This is a genomic window from Rhodopseudomonas sp. P2A-2r (assembly GCF_026015985.1).
Lineage (GTDB): Bacteria > Pseudomonadota > Alphaproteobacteria > Rhizobiales > Xanthobacteraceae > Tardiphaga.
Genome location: NZ_CP110389.1, coordinates 2433706 through 2453037, shown reverse-complemented (window position 1 = coordinate 2453037; position 19332 = coordinate 2433706). Strand labels below are relative to the sequence as shown.

At 65.8% G+C, this 19332-nt stretch carries 15 protein-coding genes and 1 pseudogene; 8 read left to right on the top strand and 8 right to left on the bottom strand.

Translation table 11 applies throughout. From position 1 onward, the window contains the following. Window positions 1–26: 26 nt before the first annotated feature. Window positions 27–1108 (top strand): annotated as a pseudogene (locus ONR75_RS11530) (BMP family ABC transporter substrate-binding protein). Window positions 1109–1361: 253 nt separating this feature from the next. Beyond that, entirely contained in the window at window positions 1362–2342 is a 981-nt protein-coding gene (locus tag ONR75_RS11525) for an MBL fold metallo-hydrolase (protein WP_265082706.1), read from the top strand. A gap of 50 nt (window positions 2343–2392) precedes the next feature. Here ONR75_RS11525 and ONR75_RS11520 read toward each other — a convergent pair whose 3' ends face one another. After that, window positions 2393–3322: a LysR family transcriptional regulator gene (locus tag ONR75_RS11520; protein ID WP_265082705.1), complete on the bottom strand. Its 930-nt coding sequence runs from the start codon at window positions 3320–3322 to the stop codon at window positions 2393–2395. An 8-nt stretch (window positions 3323–3330) separates the two neighbouring features. Further along, the gene (locus ONR75_RS11515) at window positions 3331–4680 is read right to left on the bottom strand and encodes an 8-oxoguanine deaminase (protein WP_265082704.1); all 1350 of its coding nucleotides are present in this window, start codon (window positions 4678–4680) and stop codon (window positions 3331–3333) included. A 148-nt stretch (window positions 4681–4828) separates the two neighbouring features. Between ONR75_RS11515 and ONR75_RS11510 the strand changes: the two genes are divergently transcribed. Beyond that, on the top strand, window positions 4829–5647 hold the full coding sequence (locus tag ONR75_RS11510) for an FAD binding domain-containing protein (RefSeq protein ID WP_265082703.1): 819 nt from the start codon (window positions 4829–4831) through the stop codon (window positions 5645–5647). Continuing rightward, the gene (locus tag ONR75_RS11505; RefSeq protein ID WP_265082702.1) at window positions 5644–8259 is read left to right on the top strand and encodes a molybdopterin-dependent oxidoreductase; all 2616 of its coding nucleotides are present in this window, start codon (window positions 5644–5646) and stop codon (window positions 8257–8259) included. The genes ONR75_RS11510 and ONR75_RS11505 overlap by 4 nt, the downstream gene beginning before the upstream one ends. Window positions 8260–8569: 310 nt before the next feature. Here ONR75_RS11505 and glpK read toward each other — a convergent pair whose 3' ends face one another. Together glpK and ONR75_RS11495 are read right to left on the bottom strand one after the other, a co-directional pair. Then, complete coding sequence (gene glpK / locus ONR75_RS11500) at window positions 8570–10069, bottom strand: glycerol kinase GlpK (protein ID WP_265082701.1); 1500 nt, start codon at window positions 10067–10069, stop codon at window positions 8570–8572. Window positions 10070–10204: 135 nt separating this feature from the next. Beyond that, on the bottom strand, window positions 10205–11389 hold the full coding sequence (locus tag ONR75_RS11495; protein WP_265082700.1) for an FAD-dependent oxidoreductase: 1185 nt from the start codon (window positions 11387–11389) through the stop codon (window positions 10205–10207). A 189-nt stretch (window positions 11390–11578) separates the two neighbouring features. On the opposite strand from ONR75_RS11495, the gene ONR75_RS11490 reads away from it, so the two are divergent. From ONR75_RS11490 to dapA, 4 genes are all read left to right on the top strand, one after another. Next, window positions 11579–12034: a hypothetical protein gene (locus ONR75_RS11490; protein ID WP_265082699.1), complete on the top strand. Its 456-nt coding sequence runs from the start codon at window positions 11579–11581 to the stop codon at window positions 12032–12034. Window positions 12035–12059: 25 nt separating this feature from the next. Beyond that, window positions 12060–12323 carry a hypothetical protein gene (locus tag ONR75_RS11485; RefSeq protein WP_265082698.1) on the top strand — a complete coding sequence of 88 codons (264 nt, stop codon included), beginning with the start codon at window positions 12060–12062 and terminating at the stop codon, window positions 12321–12323. A 150-nt stretch (window positions 12324–12473) separates the two neighbouring features. Then, window positions 12474–12731 (top strand): hypothetical protein, encoded by a 258-nt coding sequence (locus tag ONR75_RS11480; RefSeq protein ID WP_265082697.1) that lies wholly within the window; start codon window positions 12474–12476, stop codon window positions 12729–12731. A 10-nt stretch (window positions 12732–12741) separates the two neighbouring features. Then, a complete protein-coding gene (gene dapA / locus ONR75_RS11475; protein WP_265082696.1) occupies window positions 12742–13707 on the top strand; it encodes a 4-hydroxy-tetrahydrodipicolinate synthase in 966 nt (321 codons plus the stop codon). 315 nt (window positions 13708–14022) lie between these two features. Here dapA and ONR75_RS11470 read toward each other — a convergent pair whose 3' ends face one another. The 4 genes from ONR75_RS11470 to ONR75_RS11455 all read right to left on the bottom strand — a co-directional run bounded on the left by ONR75_RS11470 (window position 14023) and on the right by ONR75_RS11455 (window position 19265). After that, a complete protein-coding gene (locus ONR75_RS11470) occupies window positions 14023–14235 on the bottom strand; it encodes a hypothetical protein (RefSeq protein ID WP_265082695.1) in 213 nt (70 codons plus the stop codon). Next, window positions 14232–14528 carry a hypothetical protein gene (locus ONR75_RS11465; RefSeq protein ID WP_265082694.1) on the bottom strand — a complete coding sequence of 99 codons (297 nt, stop codon included), beginning with the start codon at window positions 14526–14528 and terminating at the stop codon, window positions 14232–14234. The genes ONR75_RS11470 and ONR75_RS11465 overlap by 4 nt, the downstream gene beginning before the upstream one ends. Before the next feature lie 114 nt (window positions 14529–14642). Further along, the gene (fdhF, locus tag ONR75_RS11460) at window positions 14643–17438 is read right to left on the bottom strand and encodes a formate dehydrogenase subunit alpha (RefSeq protein WP_265082693.1); all 2796 of its coding nucleotides are present in this window, start codon (window positions 17436–17438) and stop codon (window positions 14643–14645) included. Window positions 17439–17555: 117 nt separating this feature from the next. Continuing rightward, window positions 17556–19265 carry an NADH-ubiquinone oxidoreductase-F iron-sulfur binding region domain-containing protein gene (locus ONR75_RS11455; protein WP_265082692.1) on the bottom strand — a complete coding sequence of 570 codons (1710 nt, stop codon included), beginning with the start codon at window positions 19263–19265 and terminating at the stop codon, window positions 17556–17558. Window positions 19266–19332 lie beyond the last annotated feature (67 nt).

Sequence of the window (19332 nt, the reverse complement as noted above, 5' to 3'; positions counted from 1 at the left end):
CCACCCCTTGGTAACCGGAGAGACCCATGAGAAAGATCGTCCTCGCTGCGACAACGGTGATCGTCACCGCCGCGGCCAGTATGCTCGGTGCGAACGCCGCCGAAAAACTCAAAGTCGGCTTTATCTATCTCGGTCCGATCGGCGATCTCGGCTGGACCTACCAGCATGACCAGGCGCGCCTCGCCATGATCAAGGAATTCGGCGACAAGGTTGAGACCACCTATCTCGAGAACGTCAGCGAGGGTCCGGACTCCGAGCGCTCCATCGAGCAGCTGGCCCGCGCCGGCAACAAGCTGATCTTCACCACTTCGTTCGGCTACATGGAGCCGACGCTGAAGGTTGCAAAAAATATCCGAACGTTCACTTCGAGCACGCCACCGGCTACAAGCGCGCCGCCAACGTCTCGACCTATTCCGGCCGCTTCTATGAAGGCCGCTACATCCAGGGCATCATCGCCGCCAAGATGTCGAAGTCCGGCGTGCTCGGCTACATCGGCTCATTCCCGATCCCGGAAGTCATCTCCGGCATCAACGCCACGATCCTGGGCGCGCAGACCATCAACCCGAACATCAAGGTCAAGATCATCTGGGCCAACACCTGGTTCGACCCGGGCAAGGAAGCCGACGCCGCCAAGGCGCTGCTCGACCAGGGCGCCGACATCATCATGCAGCACACCGACAGCCCGGCGCCGATGCAGATCGCCTCCGAACGCGGCAAGCTGGCGTTCGGACAGGACTCCGAAATGATCAAGTTCGGACCGAAGACCCAGCTTACCTCGATCATGGACAACTGGGCGCCGTATTACATCAAACGCGTCAAGGCCGAACTCGACGGCACCTGGAAGTCGGAAGACACCTGGGATGGCCTGAAGGAAAAGATGGTGGTGATGGCGCCCTACACCAACATGCCCGACGACGTGAAAAAGCTGGCTGAAGACACCGAGGCCGGCATCATCGCCGGCACTATCAAGCCGTTCAAATGCCCGGTGCTCGGCCAGGACGGCAAGGAAATCGAATGCAAGGACGGCGACCATCTCGCCGACGGCCAGGTGCTCGGCATGAACTTTTACGTCAGGGGCATCGACGACAAGGTCCCCGGCGGCAAGTAAGATCCAGCCACTTGAGGATTGCGATCGGTCCGGGTAGCGATGCCCGGACTTTTTCATTCAACAGGATGGAGCACCACCTTCCACCAAAGCCCGGTTACGGCTTTCGCCGCTTCCGGCATGGAGCGCGCGATGTTATCCACGCGCCGGCTGCCTATCGGCTTGGTCGATAGGTCCCATCCAAACGTTTGATTTCAAAGACTTGGTTCAGCCGACTACCTGAAGGCGACGAAGAAGCCTCATCAGGAGCAGCAATATGAGCTACCGTTCATTCGTCCACAGCATCGCCATTGCCAGCACGATCGGCCTGGCGCCACCGGCGTGGGCCGAAACCCCGGCCCTCCCCGCCGCCGTCTCCCATCAACAGGTCCCCGACACCTACCGTTTTCCGCTCGGCAAGCTGGACATCGTTGCCCTGTCCGACGGCACCGTGCCGCAGGATCTCCATCAGCTTCTCACCCACACGAAGCCCGCCGAGGTCGACGACCTGCTGCACCGGTCGTTTCTCGACAATCCCGTCGAAGCCTCGATCAACGCCTTTCTCATCACGGACGGCGCACGGCGCATTCTTGTCGATACCGGATCTGGGCAATTGTTCGGGCCCGGCTATGGTGGCAAGCTGGTCGACAGCCTTGCCTCGATCGGCACCACCCCGGAGGATATCACCGATATCCTGATCACCCACATCCATACCGACCATACCGGCGGACTTGTCGTGGATGGGCGAAGAACCTTTCCCAACGCGACCGTTCACGTCGGAAAGCCCGACATCGATTTCTTCCTCGACCCATCCAACGCCGCCAGGACCGGCTACGCGCAGAAGTATTTCGATGAGGCCGCCAAGACGATCGGCGTCTACGACAAGGCCGGCAAGGTGAAGCCATTTGCGGATCGTGCGACGATTCTTCCGGGCGTGGTCGCGACCATTCATCAGGGCCACACGCCTGGAAGTGCATTCTTCAATGTCACCAGCGAAGGCCAGTCCATCATCTTCGTCGGCGATATCATCCATGTCGCCGCCGTGCAATTTCCGAAGCCCTCGATCACCATCGTCTACGATCAGGATCCGACCAAGGCAGCCTCGGTCCGTCAGACCGCATTCGCGCAGTTCGCCGGCGACCGTCAATTGATCGCCGCCCCGCATCTGCCGTTCCCCGGCGTCGGACACGTGCGTGCCGACGGTCATGGCAAGTTCGGCTGGTTCCCTGTCGAATATCGCAATCGCGCCGGGCAATAAGCGGACTCCCCATCACCAAGCAGCGACGGTCAGTCTCTCTGACCGTCGCGCTACGCGTTGGTGCGGCCCTCCGCACCGGCGACCCGGAACAGCTGCTCGCGCAGCCAGATATGGGCTGGATCGTTGCGCGTGCGATCGTGCCAGAAGGCGCTGAGACTGAAATCGTTCAGCGCCAGCGGCGGCTCGAACAGCTCGAGCGAACCGGCAAACCGTGCCAGAAAGCGATACGGCAAGGTGCAGATGTGATCGCTGCTCGCAAGGATCACCGGGGCGAGGGCGTAACTCTGGACCGAGACGGACACCGTGCGCGATCGCCCAAGCGCCGCCAGCGCCTCATCGACCATTCCGGCAAAGCGGCCGCCGGACGTCGAAATCAGCAGGTGGTCGAGCGCGCAGAACTCGTCCAGCGTCAGCGGCTGCTTGCCCCGCGGATGTCCCACTCGCTGCGCGGTGACAAAGTGGTCGTCCAGCAAGGTGCGGCCCATCAGACCGTCCGCAACATCGTCGGCTGCGCCGACGAAGATATCGAAGTGCCCCTGTTCCATATCCGAAAAGATCCGCGTCTTGTCGGGCAGCACGAACGCCAGACGGACATGAGGCGCCTGCGCTTTCACAAAGGGAATGAGATCCGGCGCCAGGATCGCCGCCGGATTATCGGTTGCTGCGATACGAAAGGTGCGCTCGCTCGAAGCCGGATTGAACACGCTTGCAACATTCGAAAACTCGCGCAGCCGATTGATGAGTTCGGCGAGTGCGGGCTGAATGGTGCAGGCGTGCGGCGTCGGGATCATGCCGCGCCCGGACGCCGCGGGCACCAGCAGCTGATCGCCGAAATGCTGCCGCAGCCTGGCCAGCCGCGCCGACAGTGCCGATTGCGAAATGCCGAGACGCGCAGCCGCGTGCGTGACGTTCTGGTCCCTGAGCAACGCGTCAAGGGTCAGCAGCAGATTGCCATCGATGTCGAAAAGCTGTTCGCGCAAACCGTTTCCTATCCTGCCTGCATCGCCTTCGCCGCCTTGCTGTGGCGGCGGATCAGCTCCGGCAGGTCCATGCCGGGGATGGCGCCGTCAATTACCCGCCAGACGCCGCCGACCATCACGCGGTCGGCGCGATGGGCGCCGCACAGCACCAGAGCGGCCAGCGCATCACCGTGACCGGAGAAGCGCAGTTCGTCGAGCTTGAACAGTGCGAAGTCGGCCATCCTGCCGACGGCGATCTCGCCAAGCTCCGGCCGGCCGACGCAGGCCGCCGAGCCCTTGGTGGCCCAGCGCAGCGCGTCCTTGTGGCTGACGCGGCCGACGCCGTAGCGGGCGCGCTGCAGCAGGAACGCGGCGCGCACCTCCTGGATCAGGTTGGAACCGTCATTGGACGCCGAACCATCGACACCGAGGCCAATCGACACGCCGGCATCTTCCATGTCGCAGACCGGGCAGCAGCCCGAGGCGAGCACCTGGTTGCTGCACGCACAATGGCTGATGCTGGTGCCGGCGCGGCCGAGCCGCACCATCTCCGGCGCATTGAAATGGATGCCATGCGCGAGCCAGGTGCGCTGGTTCAGCCAGCCGGTCTGCTCGAGATAGTCCAGCGGCCGGCAGCCGTAGATTTCCTCGCAATAACGATTCTCGTCCTCGGTCTCGCCAAGATGGGTGTGCAGCCGAACATCGAGTTTCTCCGCCAGCGCGGCGGTCGATTTCATCAGCGAGGTCGTCACCGAGAACGGCGAGCACGGCGCCATCGCGATCTGCACCATGGCGTCCTCGCCGCGCTCATGGAATTTTGCCACCACGCGTTCGCTATCGGCGAGGATCGTGTCCTCGTCCTGCACCACGCTGTCCGGCGGCAGGCCGCCGTCCTTCACCGAACGGTTCATGGAGCCCCGCGTCAGCAGCACGCGCATGCCGAGCCGGCGGGCGACGCCGACCTCGATATCGACGGACTCCTCGAGCCCGGCGGGGAACACGTAATGATGGTCGGTGGTGGTGGTGCAGCCCGACAGCAGCAGTTCCGACATCGCAACCGTGACGCCGAGATCGAGCGACTCCGGGGTCAGCCGCGCCCAGACCGGATACAGTGCCCTTAGCCACGGGAACAGCTCGCGGTCCAGCGCCGCCGGCAGTGCCCGGGTCAGGGTCTGGTAGAAGTGGTGGTGGGTGTTGATCAGGCCCGGCAGCACCACGTGGGCGCCAGCGTCGAACACCGCCACGCCGGCGGTGAACGGCGTACCGCCGGATGGCACCAGTTCGACGATGCGCCCGTCCTGCACGACCACGCCGCACTCGGCACCGTCGGCGAGCATGGCCAGCGGGTCCTTGATCCAGATCGGCTGCGTTCCCGTCATGTCTCGATCGTCTCCCTGCGGGGCGTGTCGCCGGTACCTTGCAAATCGGGGACCAGCCGCGATACTTCGAACTGGCGTCGGTCTTGCAAGCCGCTCCTGCAAGCCTGCATACAAACTTCGGCCACGGGTTGAAAGCACAAGCGCAGCTATGGATCTCAATACGGTCACCTCAGTCACCCGGCCGCAGACGCGTGCGGAGCTACCCACATGGAAGGCCGGCGACGCGTGGCTGGCCGGCGGAACCTGGCTGTTCTCGGAGCCGCAGGCGCATCTCGCGCGCCTGATCGACCTCAACGACCTTGGCTGGCCGGCGCTGACCGTGACGGACAGCCATCTCAGAATCGCCGCCACCTGCACCGTGGCACAGCTCGACGCGCTCGCCTGTCCGCCGGACTGGATCGCAGCGCCTTTGATCAACCAGTGCTGCCGCGCCTTCCTCGCCTCTTTCAAGATCTGGAAGACCGCGACCGTCGGCGGCAACATCTGCATGTCGCTGCCGGCGGGGCCGATGATCGCGCTGACCGGCGCGCTCGACGGCATCTGCACCATCTGGAATCCGGATGGCAGCGAACGGCGCGTGCGCGTGGTCGACTTCGTCACCGGCAATCTCGCAAATGTGCTGGCGCCCGGCGAGTTGCTGCGCCAGATCGACATTCCCCTCGCCGCCCTGCGCCGCCGCGCGGCGTTCCGCCAGATCGCGCTGACCCCGGTCGGCCGCTCCGGCGCGCTGCTGATCGGCACGCTGGATGGAGAACGGTTTGCATTGACCGTGACGGGATCGACTGTGCGACCCGTGCAGCTTGCCTTCACCACGCTGCCCTCGGCGGATGAGCTGCATGCCGCAATCATCGAAGGCATTCCCGATGCGCTGATCCATGACGACGTCCATGGCAAACCGGAATGGCGCAAGCATATGACGTTGCGTCTCGCCGAACAGATCCGCGCCGAACTGCAGGGCGATTCATGACCTACGAGATCAACGGCCACGAATTCGCCGAACAGCCGCGGCCCGGCCAGTGCCTGCGCACCTTCCTGCGCGAGCTCGGCCATTTCGGCGTCAAGAAAGGCTGCGACGCCGGCGATTGCGGCGCCTGCACGGTGCTGATCGACGGCGAGCCGGTGCACAGCTGCATCGTCCCGGCCTTCCGCGCCGAGGGCCACGCCGTCACCACCATCGAGGGCCTCGCGCCGGAGGGCAGCATCCATCCCATGCAGCAGGCGTTCCTCGATGCGCAGGCGTTCCAGTGCGGCTTCTGCACCGCCGGCATGATCATGACCTGTGCTTCGCTCAACCAGGCGCAGCGCCAGGATCTGGGCGCCGCGCTGAAGGGCAACCTCTGCCGCTGCACCGGCTATCGCACCATAGAGGATGCGCTCAACAACATCGTCAATGTCGAGGACGCAACACCCGGCACCGCCTTCGGCCGCAACCTGCCGGCACCGGCCGGCCCCGATGTGGTGCGCGGCACCGCGCGCTATACGTTCGATGTGCCTATGGACGGCGTGCTGCAGCTCAAGATGCTGCGCTCGCCGCATCCCCATGCCCGCATCGTGTCCATCGACAGGACCGCGGCGCTGGCGGTGCCGGGCGTGCACAGCGTGCTGACCTATGAGGACGTGCCCGACGTGCTGTTCTCCACCGCGCGCCATGAAGTCAGCGAGGTCGACCCCGACGACACCCGCGTGCTCGACCGCGTGGTGCGCTTCATCGGCCAGAAGGTCGCCGCTGTTATCGCCGACACCGAGGCCGCCGCCGAGGAAGGCTGCCGCCGGCTCAAGGTGGTCTACGACATTCTTCCGGCGGTGTTCGATCCCGCCGCGGCGATTGCGCCCGGCGCGCCGGTGCTGCACGGCGATAAGGGGCCGGAAACCCGCGTGATGCGGCCCGAGGCCAACATCGTCGCTGAGAGCCACGGCGAATTCGGCGATGTCAACGCGGCGCTCAAAGCCTCTGCCGTCACCTATGAAGGCACCTTCGTCACCCAGCGCGTTCAGCACGGCCATCTCGAAACCCATGGCGGCATGGCGTGGTTGGACGAGACCGGCGTGCTCACCATCCGCTCCAGCACGCAGACGCCGTTTTTGTCGCGGCGCGCGCTGTGCGGCATCTTCAACCTGCCGCCGGACAAGGTCCGCGTATTCTGCGAGCGCGTCGGCGGCGGCTTCGGCGGCAAGCAGGAGATGTTCGTCGAGGACATCCTCGCCCTCGCGGCGCTGAAGACCGGCCGCAAGGTGAAATGGGAGCTGACCCGCGAGGAGCAGTTCATGGCGACGTCGACGCGGCATCCCATGCGCATCACCATCCGCGCCGGCGCCGATGCGAACGGCAAGCTCACCGCACTGCATATCGACGCGCTCGCGAACACTGGCGCCTATGGCAACCACGCCGGGCCGGTGCTGTTTCATGCCTGTGGCGTGCCGCTCGGCACCTACAACTGCGCGAACAAGAAGGTCGATGCGGTGGTGGCCTATACCAACACCGTGCCGGCCGGCGCCTTTCGCGGCTACGGCGTGCCGCAGTCGCTGTTCGCCGTGGAAGCCGCCATCGACGAGTTGGCGCGGGCGCTCGCCATCGATCCGTTCGACTTCCGCCGCCGCAACGTGGTGAAGCCCGGCGACGATATGGTATCGCCGGTCGGCAAGCCGCATACCGACGTCGCCTATGGCAGCTACGGCCTCGACCAGTGTCTCGACCTGGTCGAACGCGCCATGGCCGAACCGATGCCGCCCCATGGCCTCGATACCGACTGGCTGGTGGGCGACGGCATGGCGCTGACCATGATCGAGACCGTGCCGCCGGGCGGCCACATTGCCGAGGTGACGCTGGCGCTGCGCGACGATGGCGACTTCGACCTCATCGTCGGCACCGCCGAATTCGGCAACGGCACCGCCACCGTGCACCGGCAGATCGCCGCCTCGGCGCTCGGCTGCAGCGTCGAGCAGATTCATCTGCATCCGTCGGATACGGCCAATGGCGGCCACGACACCGGCGCCTATGGCAGCGCCGGAACCTTCGTGGCCGGCAAGGCGACGCAGGACGCCGCCGAGAAAATGGCGCGCGCGCTGCAGGCGGGCGACGGCACGCGCCACGTCATCGGCACCTCCGCCGGCACGCCGCGCTCGGTGGCCTTCAACGTGCAGGGCTTTCGCATCGCGGTGAACAAGGGCACCGGCGTCATCAAGATTTTGAAAAGCGTGCAGGCGGCGGACGCCGGCCGCGTCGCCAATCCGATGCAGCTGCGCGGCCAGGTCGAGGGCGGCGTCGCGCAGTCGCTCGGCGCCACGCTGTATGAGGAGATGGTGATCGACGATGGCGGCCGCGTGATCAATCCGAAATTCCGCGACTATCATCTGCCGGGCTTCGCCGACCTGCCACGCACCGACGTGTACTTCGCCGACACCTATGACGCGCTGGGCCCGATGGGCGCCAAGTCGATGAGCGAAAGCCCGTACAACCCGGTCGCCGCCGCCCTCGGCAACGCCCTGAAAGACGCCACCGGCATCCGCTTCACCCGGGTGCCGTTCAAGCCCGACCGGATCTTTCCGGCGCTGCATGAGAAGTTTGGGACGAAGGAATAGAGGTAGGAACAACTCTTTCTTTCCCCGGACGCGGTGCACTGCGCTGCGCTTGCGCGGCGTGGTGCGCCGCAGATCCGGGGCCCAGCTTGTGGACATCCAGAAGGTGGTTCCCGGGTCTGCGCAGCAGCACGGCCGGGAAACAGAATGCCGCGCCGTGAAACGGAGCGTCACAGCAGCCCTGTCACCCCCCACCCCGCCGCACACGTGCTCCGCGCGCTGTGCGCCGACCCTCCCCTCCAGGGGAGGGTGAAGTAAGCGCCGTGCTTTGCCTGATGTCGCTACGGAGACACGACGAGCATTCGCCCTCCCACTACCCCTCATCACTCGCCAGCACGCCCTTGACCGCGCTCGCCCAGCCCTTGAGTTTTCGCGTTCGCGTCGCCTCGCTCATATGCGGGCGGAAGCGGGTTTCGAGCCGCCAGTTGTCGGCGAACTTCTGCGGCTCGGGATAGACGCCGGCGTGGAGGCCGGCGAGATAGGCCGCGCCCAAAGCGGTGGTCTCCTGGATCACCGGGCGATCGACGGGAGCGTCGAGCAGGTCGGCAAGGCGCTGCATGGTCCAGTCGGAGGCGGCCATGCCGCCGTCGACGCGCAGCACGATGGTGGCGGCCGAGGCTTCCGGCCAGTCGGCGCGCATCGCCGCCCACAGATCGAAGGTCTGGTAGCAGACGCTTTCCAGCACCGCGTGCGCAATCTCGGCCGGGCCGGTGTTGCGGGTGAGGCCGAACAGCGCGCCGCGGACGCGCGGATTCCAGTAGGGCGCGCCGAGGCCGACAAAGGCCGGCACCAGATAGACCGACTGCATCGAATCCGACTGGTCGGCCAGCGGGCCGGTCTCGGCCGCGGTCTTGATCAGGCCGAGGCCGTCGCGCAGCCACTGCACCGCCGAGCCGGCGACGAAGATCGAGCCCTCCAACGCGTAGCTGCGCACGCCGTTCAACTGGTAGGCGATGGTGGTGAGCAGCTTGTTCTTCGAGGCCACCGGCGTGGTGCCGGTGTTGAGCAGCGCAAAGCAGCCGGTGCCGTAGGTCGACTTCATCATGCCCGGCGCGAAGCAGGCCTGGCCGATGGTGGCGGCCTGCTGGTCGCCGGCGATGCCGGCGACGGCGATGGCGCCGCCGAACAAAGCGGGCTCGCTGTCGCCGAAATGCGCCGAGGAGTCCTTGACCTCCGGCAGCATGGCGCGCGGCACCCGCAGGATTTTCAGCAGCTCGTCATCCCACTGCCCGGTGTGAATGTCGAACATCAGGGTGCGCGAGGCATTGGTGGCGTCGGTGGCGTGGACGCGTCCGCCGGTCAGCCGCCACAGCAGATAGCAATCCACCGTGCCGAACACGAGCTCGCCGCGTTCGGCGCGGGCCCGCGCGCCCGGCACGTGGTCGAGAATCCACGCCACCTTGGTGCCGGAGAAATACGGATCGACGATCAGCCCGGTCTTTCGCGAAATCAGCGGCTCGTGGCCGTCGGCCTTGAGCTGCGCGCAGATCTCCGCGGTGCGGCGGTCCTGCCAGACGATGGCGCGGTGGATCGCCTGCCCGGTCACGCGGTCCCACACCACGGTGGTCTCGCGCTGATTGGTGATGCCGATGGCGGCGATGTCCTTCGCCGTCAGCCCGGCCTTGTCGAGCGCCGCACGGCAGGTCGCCACCGTCGAGGTCCAGATGTCCTCGGGCTCGTGCTCGACCCAGCCCGAGGCCGGAAAATGCTGCGGGAATTCCTGCTGCGCCGAGGCGGCGATGGAGATGTCGGCACGGAACACGATGGCGCGCGACGATGTGGTGCCCTGATCGATGGCCAGCACATAGGACATGAGCGATTCTTCCCGAAGCGATTGACGATGTTACGCGCAGGCAAGCGGATTGAGGCAGCGAGGTCAAGATGCGGGACGCTTGCTTACCCTCCCCTGGAGGGAGGGTGAAGAGAGCTCACATCGCCTGACCGCCGATCACGACGACCGGGTGCGGATGCGCAGCGCGGCGGAGGGGTTCATCGTCTCGCGGGTTCGCCGGACCATGCCCTGGCCGAGCCGGCCTAAAAACCGCGCCCAGCGCTGGGCGCGCCAGAACAGCGAATTATCCAGGGTCACCGCGCGCAGCGTGAATGCCTTGGCCTCGGCCCAGGCGTCGCATTCCTGCTTGACCGGGTCGTCGTAGAATTCGACGATCTTGGCGGCGTCCATGGCAGGCGTCGCGAGCCAGCGCGGGATGTGGACATTGCACAATTGCGTCACGTCGGTGAACACCTTGTCGGTGCCGGTGCCGCTGCCCGGGCATGGCGAGGCGAAGGCGTCGCCGACCAGCACCATCCCAGCCTGGCGATGGCCGCTGCTGACATAGAGATCGACGGGACGAATCCTGATGTCGCCTGAAATGGCGTAGTCGCCGATCATGGCGCGCAGTTGCGGCAGGCAGGCGTCGAGCGCAGCCGCAGGCTCCCGGCGCATCTGGCGCAGCCAGGGATCGTCCATCTCGCGATAGACGAACAGGTTGGCGCGCATGCCGTGGGCCACCGGAAACAGTGTCAGGTACGCAGTGCGCAAGGCGGTGCGCTCGGAGAAATAGGTCAACGACGGAAAGGCAAAGGCGGCGCGGCCGACGGGCGCGATGTCGAAGCCCACCGAAATCGAGTGGCAGGCGCCGATGACCCGACGCTCGATGCCCAGCGCCTGGTACAGCGCGACACTAGGCCCGTGGGCCAATACCACCAGCCGCGCGGAGACCTGCTCACCGTTGGACAGCGTGACAATCTGGCGATCGTCGCTGGTGACGACCGCTGTGGCCTTGGCGCGGATGTGCTCCACCGCGGCAGGGATCTCGGTGCGGATGGCGTTGACCAGCGCGTCGTACATGAAGCCGTATTGCTGGCTCGGCCTGATGTCGATCAGGCGGCCAAACCGGGCGATCCAGATCTGCGCGTCATGGACGCTGATGCGCAGCGCAGCCTCGGCGAGGCCGGTCTTGCGCAGGCGATCAAGCTGCTGCCCGCCGCTGATCTTCTCGCAGCGCAATTCCGGCGGATGGCTGTCGTGCGGCTCGATCAGAACGGCGGCGATACCGGCGCGACCCAGCATGGCCGCCGCCGTCGATCCGGCCAGACCGCCACCGATAATTGCAATGTCGGTCTGGCGCACAGGGGTCTCCGCAAAACCTCATCACTGCGCTGAAGACATTAATAATTGGCGAAAGATCGCGGGACGCGCCGGATCCGGCACTTATGGCGTCCTTATATCTGCGGCCTCCGCCTCGCCTCGTTTTCAAATGCCATTGCGCTCATGTTTTGCATGCGGTCGAACCTGACCGCGTTGCCAACGAGACACGCCATGTCGCTCAATTGTCAGGCTCGCGAATTCCACCCCGCCGAGGCGCTGGACGCCACCGCCTCGCCCGCGCTGTTTACCGATGTGCTGGCCACCGCGCGCCACGGTAACCCGATGCGAAAGGCCTTGGAGGTCGCCCGCATCAAGCACCTGATCGCCTCCTGCGCCTGGACCGACGCCGCGCTGGCGCTGCTGGCGCTGGAGCTGCCGCGCTGGCTGCTGCGCCGGCTCGCTTATGACGACGGCGAATGGCACTGCGCGCTGTCCGACAACCGCGAGATGCCGGAGTGGCTCGATATCGCCATCGAGACGCATCACCCCGACATGGCGCTGGCAATCCTCGGCGCCGTACTGCAGGCCCGGCATGAAAGCCGGACCCCGGCGCTGCCCAGCGTGGAGATGGGTCCGGGCGCACCCGACGCGTCGTGGCAGCCGGCGCTGTGCGACAACTTCGCCTGAACCGGCAATGCCACGGATCGGCTCGATGACCACCGACCTCTCCAGCGCCCAGGTCATCGCCCGCTTCACGCTGCGGATGATCATTCTATGCGTCTTTGCGTCGCTCGGCAGCGTCGGCTTCGCGCGCAGCTTCGCCGCGCTGCTGTGGATGTCCGCGATCGTCTGCATGCTCACGGCGCTGCTGCGCCGCGAGCCGCTCCGCAGTGCAACGCTCTCCTACTGGGACGAGGCCGCGATCTATGGCGCGCTGTTCTGCCTCGCTTGTCTTGCCGCGCCGCAAGTATCGTAACCCCGCAGCCTCCCCATCCGCTCATATGACTTCCTTATAAGATCGGCTTCCGCCCGCTCTCGCTTTCAAATCCCGCCGTCCAGATATTGCCGACATGTCCAGATCGGACTGCGGCGCTGCGGCGCCGGTCATCGTCACAGGAGACTTTACGTGAATCTCGCCGAACCTCCCTCATGCAACATCGTGTTGATCGGAAAGAACAGCCGCGGCCAGTGGGTCGCACGCGAGCGCGACGGGCTCTATGGCGGCCTGTTCGTCAGCCAGCAGGCCGCGATCCGCTACGCTCTGTTCGAGAACCACCATCACCCCGAAGCCATTATCGCCATCGCGGCCCCGCTCGAGCTCGACATGGGCGCGCCGCCCGCAGCCGATCGCGCCGACATGGCGCAGCCGCGTCGCGCCGCCTGAGCGGCGGGCAATGGTGAAGACCATGACCGGCGCCAACGACCGCACCGCCTGGCTGACAGGCTGCATTCCCGACCTGCCGACCCCGTTCGCCGATCGCGATCGCATCGATCTCGCCGCCTTCGCGCAATTGTGCGAACGGCAGATCGCGGCGGGCTGCAGCGCCATCGTCGTCGGCGAGACCGCCGGCGAGATGGCGACGCTGACGCCGGACGAACACGACGCGCTGGTCCGCGCCGCGGTGCGCACCGCGCGCAAGCGGGTCCGCGTGATCGCCGGCGCCGGCTCCAACTCCACCAGCCAGGCGATCGAGCTAACGCGGCGCTCCGATGCGGCCGGCGCCGACGCCGTCATGTCCGTGGTGCCCTACTACAACAAGCCGATGCAGTCGGGCATCGCGGCGCATTTTGCGGCGGTTGCCGACTGCACCGAACTGCCGGTCATCCTGCACGATATCCCGCAGCGGACGGTGCGCGGCCTCGCCGACGACACGCTGCTGCAGCTCGCAGCCATGCCGCAATTCATCGGGCTGCGCGACGGCAGCGGCGACGTCACGCGCCCGCTGCGGCTGCGCTCGCGGTTGCGGCCGGGTTTCCGGCTGCTGTCCGGCGACGATGCAACGGCCGCCGCCTTCGTGGCCCAAGGTGGCGATGGCTCCATTTCCATGACCGCTGCCGTGGTGCCGGAGCTGTGCCGGAAGATCGACGCCTTGCGCGGCCACGCGGATCTGCGCGGCGCGCAGGCTATCGCGGCGCAGTTGTGCCGGCTGCATGCAGCGCTGGCGACCGACGGCACGCCGGCGGCGCTGAAACATGCGCTCGGCCTGCTCGACCGGATGTCGCCGCGCGTGCGATTGCCGATGATTGAGCCGGATGCCACGGCGAAGGCCGCGATCGCAGAGGCGATTGCGGGGATTCAGAAGGACATCGACGCGTGTGTTTTGGAAAACCGGCTGTGGCGCGAGTTGCGGGCGCTGTAGGGTGTGATCGGTTTGGATTTAAGCAGGGGCGTGTCCCGGACGCGGTGCGGCATTCCCAGGCGTTGCTCTTGCATCGCCGCTATGCCGCTCCGCAGATCCGGGATCCCAGTTGTCTTGCCCGAACCGGGCCCCCGGATCTGCGGAGCACCACGCCGCCAAGTGGGCGGCGCAGTGCACCGCGTCCGGGGAACGATTCAACTGTGCTGCATCCAACTCTAATCCATCATTGCGACGCGCACGTATTGCAAAAATCCAGCCCGGGTGAGGCTGGATTTCCTGGCTTGGCTCGCATTGACAGCAGGAACGAGGCTCGCGTCACGCATCCCATTGGTCCCGCGCCGCACCGGGCCATTGCAGCCCGTGCTTCTCGCGCCATTTCGGACCGGGGCCGCGCATGTAGTGTGCGCCGGGATGATAGGCCGCGGGGCCGGTGACGAGCTTGCGCAGCAGCCACGCGAGCAGTCCGGGCAGCGCCTTACCGTAGGCGCCGATGCGCGCGAACAGCGCGTCGGAGGGATGCCTGCTCATCGTCCGCCCCGATCGGTCGAGGCCTTTGGCGACGCATCGTAGCGCACGCCGCGCAGGCTGAGCTCGCGCTGCACGCGGCGCATCTTGTCGGCCACCAGCGCAACGCGGATGGCGGCGAAGAAGCCCTTGACGTGGTTGCGCGTCAGCCGCGCCAGTACCAGCAGGCGCTTCCACTGCATGTCGCCGGAATGATGGACAATCGGCCCCTGATTGCGGCTGATCAGCCACGACCGGTAGGCATCGTCGGTAGTGAGGTCGCGGAACTTGTCCGCATGGTGAGAAACATACGTCATCGGAGGCCTCCTGTCGGCAACGGCTATTCGCCGTTCCCCGGAAGATGCTGATGAGCCCGTATGAAATCGAGAGCAGCTGCCGCGGCGTGTTATAGCCGCGGCATAAAGACCGCTTTATTCCGCGGCGTTGCGGATCTCGGCGCGTTCGGCGCGCACGGCGCAGAACTTGAACTCCGGAATCTTGCCGAACGGATCGAGCGCCGGATTGGTCAACAGGTTGGCCGCCGCCTCCGCATAGCAGAACGGCATGAACACCATGTTCTCCGGCACGTCGCGGTCGGTGCGGACCTTGATCTCGACCGCGCCGCGGCGCGTTTCCAGCCGCACGAAGTCGCCGGGCCGCACGCCCATCCGCCGCATGTCCTTCGGCGACATGAAGGCCACCGCCTCCGGCTCGATCTGGTCGAGCACCATCGAGCGCCGCGTCATCGAGCCGGTGTGCCAGTGTTCGAGCACGCGGCCGGTGGACAGCACCATCGGGTACTCGTCGTCGGGCAGTTCGTCCGGCGGCAGCACATGGGCCGGCACGATCTTGCCGCGGCCGCTGACGGTCGGGAAGCCGGTGGTAAAGATGATCTCGTTGCCGGGCTTGTCGGAAGCGTCGACCGGATAGGTCACCGCGCCCTCGCGCTCAAGCCGCTCCCAGGTGATGTTCTTCAGCGACGGCATCACCTGCGTCATCTCCGCGAACACGTCGGCGGGACCGTTGTAATTCCAATCCAGCCCCATGCGCTTGCCGATCTCCTGGATGATCCAGAGATCCTGCCGCGCATCGCCCGGCGGCTTGATCACCTCGCGGGCGATCTGCACGCGGCGGTCGGTGTTGGTGAAGGTGCCGACCTTTTCGGCGAAGGCGGAGGCCGGCAGCACCACGTCGGCGTGGAACGCGGTCTCGGTCAGGAACAGGTCCTGCACCACGAGATGGTCGAGCTTGGCCAGCGCGTCGCGCGCGTGCTGCACGTCGGGATCGGACATCGCCGGGTTCTCGCCCTCGATGAACATGCCGTTGATCTCGCCGCGATGGATGGCGTGGATGATTTCCACCACGGTGAGACCGCGCTCGGGATCGAGGTCGTAATGCCAGAGTTTTTCGAAGGGTTCGCGCAGGTCTGTGCGGCCGACCGGCTGATAGTCCGGCAGGAACATCGGAATCAGGCCGGCGTCGGAGGCGCCCTGCACGTTGTTCTGGCCGCGCAGTGGATGCAGTCCGGTGCCGGGCCGGCCGATCTGGCCGGTGGTCAGCGCCAGCGCGATCAGGCAGCGCGCATTGTCGGTGCCGTGGACGTGCTGGCTGATGCCCATGCCCCAGAAGATGATCGACGACTTGGAGCGCGCATAGGTCCGCGCCACCTCGCGCAGGGTGTCGGCATCGATGCCGCAGATCGGCGCCATCTTCTCCGGGGTGAACTCGCCGATGCGGGCCTTGAGGTCGTCGAAGCCCTCGGTGTAACCGGCGATATATTGCGCGTCGGTCAAGCCCTCGGTGATGATGACGTTGAGCATGGCGTTGAGCATGGCCACGTCGGCGCCCGGCTTGAACGCCAGATGCTTCCAGGCATGGCGCGACAGCGTCTGCCGGCGCGGATCCATCACGATCAGTTTGGCGCCGCGCTTGGCGGCGTTCTTGATGTAGGTCGCGGCGACCGGATGGTTGACCGTGGGATTGGCGCCGATGACGATGATCACCTCGGCATCCATGGCGGCGGCGAACGGCGCTGACACCGCGCCGGAATTGAGACCTTCCATCAAGGCGGCCACCGACGAGGCATGGCACAGCCGCGTGCAGTGATCGACATTGTTGGAGCCGAAGCCGGTGCGCACCAGCTTCTGGAACAGATAGGCTTCCTCGTTGGAGCCTTTGGCCGAGCCGAAGCCGGCCAGCGCCTTGACGCCCTTTTCGTCACGGATCTTGACCAGGCCCCTGGCGGCGATGTCGAGCGCCTCTTCCCACGAGGCTTCGCGGAAATGCGTGAACGGATTGGCCGGATCGACCTGATCATTGCCGTCCTTCTTCGCATGGGCCAGCCGCACCAGCGGCTTGGTCAGGCGATGCGGATGGTGGATGTAGTCGAAGCCGAAGCGACCCTTGACGCACAGCCGGTTGTGATTGGCCGGACCGTCGCGGCCCTCGGCATAGATGATCTTCTCTTCCTTGACCTGATAGGTCACCTGACAGCCGACGCCGCAGAACGGGCACAGCGAGTCGACCTTCTTGTCGGCATAGACGGTGCGGGTCTGGTTGTCGTCGAGCAGCGCCGCCGGCATCAGCGCGCCGGTCGGGCATGCCTGCACGCATTCGCCGCAGGCCACGCAGGTCGACTCGCCCATCGGGTCGTCGAAGTCGAACACGATCTTGGAATCGGCGTTGCGATAGGCCATGCCGATGACGTCGTTGACCTGGACCTCGCGGCAGGCGCGCACGCACAATCCGCACTGAATGCAGGAATCCAGATTGACGCGCATGGCGGGATGGCTGGCGTCGCCGTTCCAGCGTACCTCGCTGGGGAAGCGGCTCTGCGTCACCTCGATCTTCTCGGCCCAGTTCCAGAATTTAGAATCCGGATCGTGCGAGGTCTCGCGCGCCGGCTGGTCGGCGACCAGCAGCTCCATCACCATCTTCTGCGCGGCGACGGCGCGGGCGCTCTCGGTCTTCACCTTCATGCCGACAGACGGCGTGCGCTTGCACGAGGCGGCCAGCACGCGTTCGCCCTCAACCTCGACCATGCAGGCGCGGCAGTTGCCGTCCGGACGATAGTCCGGCTGCGGCGAGTAGCACAGATGCGGAATCTCGCGGCCCTGCCGTTTGGCGACCTGCCAGATGGTCTCGCCGACCGCGGCTTCGACCAGCTTGCCATCGAGTTCGAAGGTGATCGTCTGCGACTTGGCGCGGTGCTGATCGGTGTGCGACACGTTCGGCTTTCCGTCCGGCACGTTTTGACCGCCGGCGGCGCCCTTTTGTCGTGGCCATAACCTTGCGGCGTCGGGCTGTCGGTGCTCATGTCAGAACCTCGCGGGATGCTTTGCAGGTCATTCGGCGGCTTCCTTCGGCATGAATTCGTCCGGGAAGTATTTAATCACGGTGGAAAGCGGATTGGAGGCGGCCTGACCGAGGCCGCAGATCGACGCGTCGCGCATCGCCTGGCTCAATTCGTCGAGCAGGCCGCGGTTCCAGACCGGCTGCTGCATCAGCAAGGCGGCCTTCTGGGTTCCGACCCGGCACGGCGTGCACTGGCCGCAGCTTTCATCCTCGAAGAACTTCATCAGGTTGAGCGCCGCCGCCTTCACGTCGTCCTTGTCGGACAGGATGATGACCGCGGCGGAGCCGATGAAACAGCCGTATTTTTCCAGCGTGCCGAAATCGAGCGGGATGTCGTCCATCGCCGCCGGCAGAATGCCGCCCGACGCGCCGCCAGGAAGATACGCGTGAAAACTGTGGCCGTCGGCCATGCCGCCGCAATATTCGTCGATCAGCTCGCGCACGGTGATGCCGGCCGGCGCCAGTTTCACGCCGGTGTTCTTGACGCGACCCGACACCGAATAGCTGCGCAGGCCTTTGCGCTCGTTGCGGCCGTGGCTGTTCCACCACGCCGCGCCCTTTTCGACGACGTCGCGCACCCACCACAGGGTTTCGATATTATTGATCAGGGTCGGCAGCCCGAAGAGCCCGACCTGGAACGGATAGGGCGGCTTGTGCCGCGGCAGGCCGCGCTTGCCCTCGATGCTTTCCAGCAGCGCGGATTCCTCGCCGCAGATATAGGCACCGGCACCGCGGCGCAGATGCAGCACGGGACCGCCCGGCGGCAGTTTTGCAATTTCGCGCGCGAGAATTTCGCGAGACGCCGGATATTCGTCGCGCAGATAGATGTAGATCTCAGCCGCCTCGACCACATGGGCGCCGATCAGCATGCCCTCGATGAAGCGGTGCGGATCGGTCTCCAGATAATAGCGGTCCTTGATGGTGCCGGGCTCGCCCTCGTCGCCATTGATTGCCATCAGCCGCGGACCGGGTTCGCCGAGCACCGCACGCCACTTCCGACCGGTCGGAAAGCCGGCGCCGCCGAGGCCGCGCAGACTGGCATCGTCCAGCGCCTTCAGCAGATCGTCGCGTGTGAGTTCGCCCGAGCGGACGCGCTGCAGCAGCCTGTAGCCGCCATCGGCCGCATAGGCATCGTAATCGACGTAAGCGGGCATATCAGTGTGCGTGTGCCCCTCGGCAACAGCGGCAAGCACCTTGGGCAGGTCGGCGTGATCGACGAAGTGGTGGCCGACCTCGACGGTCGGCGCGGTGTTGCAACGGCCGGTGCACGGCGCACGCACCACGCGCACGCCCGGACCGGTGCTGTTCTGCAATTCCTGCATCAGCCGTTCGGCGCCGAACAGCGAACAGGTCAGCGAGTCACAGACGCGGATGGTCAGCGGCGCGATGTCCGGCTCGCCCTCTTTCACCACATCGAAATGCGCGTAGAAGGTCGCGGTCTCGAACACTTCGGCGAAGGCCAGCTTCATCTCGTCGGCAAGGGCTGCAAGATGCGCCGCAGAGATCTGGCCATACTTGTCCTGGATCAAATGCAGATGTTCGATCAGCAGGTCGCGGCGACGCGGCCGGTCACCGAGCAACTGCTCGATCTCGTGGGCAGCCTGCGGATCGATCTGCCGGCCCTTCGGCGTCGACTTGGCGCGACGCCGACCTTCGCCGGGATGTTCGAACGGACGGACGGTGATCGCGTCGTGGCTCATCAAGATTCATCCCGCGTTAGTTTGGAGCAACTCTAAACTGTGGCATGCCAGATGCCAATAGCGAATG